Here is a 6,429-nt window from a genome sequence, read left to right on the forward strand (position 1 = left end):
TTAAGCTATTGCAAATAAAGGAAGTTCAATGCAAAATAGAGATTTAAAACCTATGCTTGCAAAACATGCAAGAGAAATCATACAATTGCTTATTAATCAAAATATTCACTTTTCTGTGCAGTGCAGTAGACAAAAAGTGCAATTTGATCCAGAACTACCTGAAGAGATTTCAAGTCAGTTTCATCCTATTATAGACTTTATACTTGCAGGCTTCACATTTGATAGCATTGAAATATGGCAAGATGATATGTCATTTGAAGCAGGTTTTGGTAAAGATAATTTTCCAAGCCTTGTTGTTATTCCATTCTCAAGTATTATACAGATTACTATCCCTGTAAATAATAGTGCGATGCGAGATATCTGTGTATTTATGAATGCAATGAATGTGTTGGAATTAGATATTTTTAGGCAATCAGATGTAACACAAGAATTTGATGAAAAGCTTACATCGCAAGAGTTAGAATCAAGTGAGGAAGAAGCATTGATAGAGAGCTCTAAAAATGCTATTTTATCAAATCCAGACAATAGATTCTAAACATAATATGTGAGATATTTTTCTAAATTAGTGTGGTGCTAAAATTATTGGTAATGAAGTGTAAGAATCTACACGTAGGTATTTGAGTTTTAGTGCGATGGAGTGTTGATAATTTAAAATATTATTGATGCAATATTGCGGTATATATATGGACGTTTTAGTGCAAGAGAGTTATGCTTTCATTAAAAGATAATTAAAATATTTTTGAAAAATTCTATTAGATAAGTCGTGCGTAAAAAGCAGCATATCTGCATGTTGATTTAGCTTAAAATATTCTTTAAAGTTTTGTATTAATTTATATAAAGTATTAAAAGTTTGGCTAGAATACGCTTTAATAATAGATAGTAAATGCGAAAGGGTATGAATGGGAAAAAAGCAAGGTGTTGTTATTGCTATCACTTCAGGTAAAGGTGGTGTTGGCAAATCTACAGCTACTGCTAATATTGGTGTTGGTTTGGCTGAAAGTGGTAAAAAAGTCATTGCGGTAGATTTTGATATTGGCTTACGTAATCTTGATATGATACTTGGGCTTGAGCGTCGTATTGTTTATGATGTGATTGATGTGATGGAAAATAAATGCAATCTTTCTCAAGCAATAGTGAGTCACAAAAAAGCAAAAAATCTTTACTTTTTACCCGCAAGTCAAACAAAAGATAAGACAATACTTGATAAAGATAAGGTTAAAGACTTGCTTGAAAAGCTAAAACTGGAGTTTGACTATATCTTGCTTGATAGTCCTGCGGGTATCGAGAGTGGTTTTGAGCATACAATATTTTGGGCTGATAGGGCAATTATCGTGGTAACACCAGAGGTAAGTTCAGTGAGGGATAGTGATCGCGTGGTTGGAATCATAGATTCAAAAAGTGACAAGGCAAAGCAAGGTGTAGAATTAGAAAAACATATTATTGTTAATCGTTTGCGACCAGAGCTAGTTGCAAAGCAGGATATGTTATCATGTGATGATGTGTTGCAAATTCTTGCCTTGCCATTGATTGGCATCGTACCAGAAGATGAAAAGGTGATCAGTGCGACAAATAGCGGTGAGCCAACTATCTTTTCAAAGACGGAAAGTGGTTTAGCATATGAAAGAATTTCACGTAGAATCTTAGGGGAAGAAGTGCCATTTGCAACATTCACGCAATCAACTGGTTTCATTGGCAGTTTAAAGAAATTTTTTGGTTTTTAGGGAGCTTGTTATGTTATTTCTTTTTAGAAACAAGAGTGAAAGTAGCGGCACTGCCACACTAGCAAAAAATAGACTAAATAATGTGCTAATCAATGAAAGAGGGTTGCAAATTAATTATCTTGATAATTTAACAAAAGACATCACAAACCTTATGAAACAATATGCAAAAACACCGCATATTGTGGTCAATGCAACAGCATATAGAAATAATGTCCTTGATATTCAAATTTGTATTGGAAAAACAGAGCAATAAAGTCTTTATATAGGGTAGTGCAGGTGAAGTTAAATCTACTCTACGAGGGCATGTCTTAATTGTAAAAGATACACACAGGGTATTGTAAGCACACTTATATGTTTTTATAAAGCTATCTCAATGAAATTACGCACTTTTACTTTTTTGTAGTACATAGCTATTCAAAAAAGAGTAACATTTCTATTTATTTTGTTTGCTTTAGTTCTACAAATCATCAAACACTCTTTTTAAGTATGAGTAAAAAAATCAAAAGAGGTTAAAAAGGTATCCAATTATTAAGCTTCTAATATACATGTTGTAATAAAAATAAGTGCAAATCATACATGTAATATTTAAACCCAACAATTAATATAAACATATAAAATAATATATCAAAAACAACACGCACCACATTAAGCTACATTTGCAAGGTTTTTAGCTTGTGATGTGTTTTAGGTTTCTTTGATACTTCTTACAAACTATACACAAATAATATAGCGATATATCTTACATACTCTTTGCATCAAAACATCTAAAAGATTATTCAAAGATAAAGATTCTTAAAACATGCTTGCTTTAATAATTTTTATGTATGGTTTTAGAAATATTAAGAAATCTTTAAGTTTCTTTTATAAAGCTTTTTGTTACCCTTTTTCCCTTTTTGCTAGTATTACTAGATTATTTTCCAAAGAGTAATGCGATAGGTTTTTTCTATATACTTCCGCATTTGCAAAATCAAAAAAACACCTTTTAGCATTAACGAATATACCTTAAAGGCGTTTAATGTATTAAGCCTTTAATATAATCTATCACAACAGCAGCAATATTTACACGCCATGCATGCAACATTTAAGTTAAATATTTGATACAAATATGAAACAACTTAGTAAGCATTTCTACATACTCACTACACATAAATACTTAAAGGAATCTATAAAAGCTAGAAGTCTTTAAAACATACTTTATAAAATGTTTTTTGTGTATAGTGTGTAAGAGATTAAAGAGACCTCAAGCACATCACAGGCTAAAAACCTTGTAAATGTGGTTTAATGTGGTGGGTGTTGTATAAGGTAGCTTTGAGCAATACCTTCTTAACAAATGCAGCTTTAAATGGTGCGTGTAATCTAATAGATCTAGAATATTAAAAGATAAAAATAGTATAACTAGATTCTATAATTTGTGGCAATACTTCATAATTTGCAATTAGCATTCTAAGTTTGCATACATTGCTTCATGTTTTCAAGATTTATATAGAGTTTTCCCATTTACCGACATTGATAAATGAGGGCATGTTTTTACTATAAGAATAATTCGCCATCTTTTATAAATCATTGAGAAGCAAACACGATAGGATATAATCAGTTGGTAATACTTATAGCAATGTTGTTGTTAGTTATTGGCTTGTTGTTACTCGCTCAAGCGACGTATCTTTGCGCCCAAGGCGCTAAGTTTCACTTCAAGCTGTTCATATCCTCTGTCTAAGTGGTAAATTCTATGTATTTTCGTAATTCCCTTTGCCACAAGGGCGGCAAGCACAAGAGCAGATGAAGCACGTAGATCCGTTGCCATCACATCTGCACCTATGAGTTCAGTTTTTCCATTAATTTGTGCTACATTGCCATCAATAGCTATATCAGCTCCTAATCGTTGTAGTTCATTAACATGCATAAAACGATTTTCAAATAAGGTTTCTTTAATAAAGCTTGATCCATTGCATTGTGTGCTTAATGCCATAAATTGTGCTTGCATGTCGGTTGGAAAACCTGGATATTCTGTTGTTGTGATGCGAAATGCTTGTAGGGCTTTTTCACACGGATAAAGTGTTATTGATTGATTTTTATCATTATTGCAAAACTCTGTTGAAAAACCAATTTCATTTAATTTTAATACAATGCTTTCAATATGTTCTTCGCATACATCATGTAGCGTGATTTGTGAGTTTGTAATTGCTCCAATACACAAATAAGTACCCACTTCGATTCTATCTGGTATAACTCTTGTTGGCTTGAAGTCAAGTAACTCTCCATTTGTTCCTTCTATAACAATTTCTGAAGTGCCAATACCCTGAATTTGCAACCCACCTTCTTGTAATGCCTGGCACAATTGTACAACTTCTGGTTCCTTGGCAGCATTAACAATACGTGTTTTTCCGTTTGCAAGTGCAGCTGCCATGATCACATTACTTGTGCCTGTGACAGTTATTTTATCAAATACTATATCAGCACCTTTTAGTCCATTTTTTGCATGTGCCATAATATAGCCACCTTGCACTTCCACCGTAGCTCCAAGCTTTTGCATTGCCTTTATGTGTAAATCAACCGGTCTAGCTCCAATTGCACATCCACCTGGTAAACTTACTTCGCAATGTCCAAAACGTGCTAAGAGTGGTCCTAAAACAAGGATTGATGCACGCATTTTACGCACAATATCATAGACTGCCTTTGTGTTATTTACATTTGCGGTATTTATAATTCGATGTCCTGCACTCTTTGTTGTGATATTTGCTCCAAGCATTGTAAGTAAACGCATGAAAGTATTAATATCTGCTACTTCTGGAAGGTTATAAAATTCCATAGGTTGCTTAGCAAGCAGTGATAAAGCAAGCAGAGGTAGTGCCGCATTTTTTGCACCCGAAATTTTAACACTTCCTTGCAGCGTATGTCCACCTTCAATTTCTAAATAATCCATAAAAAGTCCTCTTGAATGAAACTGATAACTAAAAGAAATATTAATGAAATATTATTGTAGCATATTTTACAGAATCTTATAATATGTGCAGTTTTTGTTATCAAATTAATACACAAAATACCATAAGCATAGTATTCTTTTGGTAAATAAAGTATGAAAAATAATAAAATTGTGATAGAATATAGGCATATATTTTAAATCTTTTAAGGTAATTTTGTATGTTTTCATCTTCAAAAACATTGCGACAAGAGTTGCAAACTAAGGAACAAGAGAATAAAGCTTTGGCACAGGAGGTTGAATTTTACCGCCAAGTAAGTGCATTTGCATTTGAAGAGATTATTTTTGGCGTCTCTGAGGGTGAGATTGTTTTTCGTAATGCAAATGCAGAATCTATAAAGGATACAAAGTCGTTATTGACGCAGTTGGCAAGTAAAAATGCAATTGTAGCTTTAGATGATGTGTCTTATGCGGTAAAACATAAGAGAGTGCATGATGTGGATTTGTATTGTCTTAAAAAATGTTCTTTCAGAGATAGGGATCTAGGTGGGTTAGACATCACACATTTACATCATGTTGCTTTGAAAGGTGGGCTTGGTGCAGCACAAGAGTCTTTTGTTGCTATCTTTAATGATTTAGGGCAGATTCTAAAGAGTTCAGAAGCGGCTGCAGATATTTCACAACAAGGACTTGATATTACAAGAAAGTCCTTGTATGACATTGGTGAGTTGTGCGATAAGATGCAGCATGCACAGACTTTGGCACAATCTCTTAGCGGAAGAAGCAATGATATTACAAATGTTATTTCACTTATTGATGATATTGCAGAGCAAACAAACTTGCTTGCGTTAAACGCGGCTATAGAGGCGGCAAGGGCAGGGGAGCATGGACGGGGATTTGCGGTTGTTGCTGATGAAGTAAGAAAACTTGCAGAAAAGACTCAAAAAGCTACAAAGGATATCGCAATTGTTGTGAAGGCAATGCAACAAGAGAGTGGGGATATACAAGTTAATACAGAAGAAATTAATACCATTTCAGAATCTATGCGTTGTAATGTTGATGATATGGTGGGTACGATGCAAGATTTATCCTCCTCCTCAGTTCGATCTAAGTATATGCTTAGCATTATAAATAATCTTGTATTTTGTTCGCTCGCAAAACTAGATCATGTGATCTATAAAAATAATCTTTATTCGTTTATACTTGATATTTCTGATGAATTTGGTATTACAGATCATAAGGGCTGTCGTCTTGGCAAATGGTATTATGAAGGTGATGGATATAAACATTTCAGAGACACAAAAGGATACAAAGATTTAGAAAAAGAGCATGCAACCGTGCATTCTTGTGCAAATGCTATTGCTATATCAATGAAAGAAAGTCGGACAATAGGTAAGGATTTTGTCGATAAAAATCTCGCTGTATTTGAAGAGGGCACAAAGGGTGTCGTGCGTGAGATTGATAATATGCTTAATGAGAAGAATAGTGAATTGCGAAAGTTATGTGGATCTAATTGTGACAATTCGCTTTGATTTATAGAATGAGAATTTTGGGATATGCATCTATCTTATGTATACTATCTATGTAAGAACTCCAACAAGTTGAGTCGTTTTTACTTAGTTTAAATTGTGTGAACAAATGGGGTATGTAATACAAGACACTTGGGATTTTAAATTAATAGTTTTTTATATCCAACAAGATTTATATCTGACTAATTGTGCAGAAAAGTTTTTTATGAGAGTGGGAATGAGAGAATGAATCTAGATTCTATCCCAAAAATATAACCGATAT

General features: G+C 33.3%; 5 protein-coding genes. 4 read left to right on the top strand and 1 reads right to left on the bottom strand.

Annotation, left to right across the window (positions count from 1 at the left end):
• Window positions 1-28: 28 nt before the first annotated feature.
• The 3 genes from LS81_RS06870 to LS81_RS06880 all read left to right on the top strand — a co-directional run bounded on the left by LS81_RS06870 (window position 29) and on the right by LS81_RS06880 (window position 1,974).
• Entirely contained in the window at window positions 29-535 is a 507-nt protein-coding gene (locus LS81_RS06870) for a hypothetical protein (protein ID WP_034345913.1), read from the top strand.
• A 364-nt stretch (window positions 536-899) separates the two neighbouring features.
• Window positions 900-1,721, top strand: a complete 822-nt coding sequence (gene minD, locus LS81_RS06875; RefSeq protein WP_034345911.1) for a septum site-determining protein MinD — start codon at window positions 900-902, stop codon at window positions 1,719-1,721.
• Between the two features lie 10 nt (window positions 1,722-1,731).
• Window positions 1,732-1,974, top strand: a complete 243-nt coding sequence (locus tag LS81_RS06880; protein ID WP_034345907.1) for a cell division topological specificity factor MinE — start codon at window positions 1,732-1,734, stop codon at window positions 1,972-1,974.
• Window positions 1,975-3,360: 1,386 nt separating this feature from the next.
• Here the strand turns inward: LS81_RS06880 and murA are convergent.
• Window positions 3,361-4,641 carry a UDP-N-acetylglucosamine 1-carboxyvinyltransferase gene (murA, locus tag LS81_RS06885; protein ID WP_104696552.1) on the bottom strand — a complete coding sequence of 427 codons (1,281 nt, stop codon included), beginning with the start codon at window positions 4,639-4,641 and terminating at the stop codon, window positions 3,361-3,363.
• Window positions 4,642-4,859: 218 nt separating this feature from the next.
• On the opposite strand from murA, the gene LS81_RS12335 reads away from it, so the two are divergent.
• Complete coding sequence (locus tag LS81_RS12335) at window positions 4,860-6,170, top strand: methyl-accepting chemotaxis protein (RefSeq protein ID WP_034346684.1); 1,311 nt, start codon at window positions 4,860-4,862, stop codon at window positions 6,168-6,170.
• Window positions 6,171-6,429 lie beyond the last annotated feature (259 nt).

It is taken from the genome of Helicobacter trogontum (genome assembly GCF_000765905.2).
Taxonomy (GTDB): domain Bacteria; phylum Campylobacterota; class Campylobacteria; order Campylobacterales; family Helicobacteraceae; genus Helicobacter_A; species Helicobacter_A trogontum.

What these genes read in the sequence shown, in the direction of transcription:
- LS81_RS12335 (WP_034346684.1), top strand. Translation starts at nt 4,860, where the DNA reads ATGTTTTCATCTTCAAAAACATTGCGACAAGAGTTGCAAACTAAGGAA.
- murA (WP_104696552.1), bottom strand. Translation starts at nt 4,641, where the DNA reads ATGGATTATTTAGAAATTGAAGGTGGACATACGCTGCAAGGAAGTGTT.
- minD (WP_034345911.1), top strand. Translation starts at nt 900, where the DNA reads ATGGGAAAAAAGCAAGGTGTTGTTATTGCTATCACTTCAGGTAAAGGT.
- LS81_RS06870 (WP_034345913.1), top strand. Translation starts at nt 29, where the DNA reads ATGCAAAATAGAGATTTAAAACCTATGCTTGCAAAACATGCAAGAGAA.
- LS81_RS06880 (WP_034345907.1), top strand. Translation starts at nt 1,732, where the DNA reads ATGTTATTTCTTTTTAGAAACAAGAGTGAAAGTAGCGGCACTGCCACA.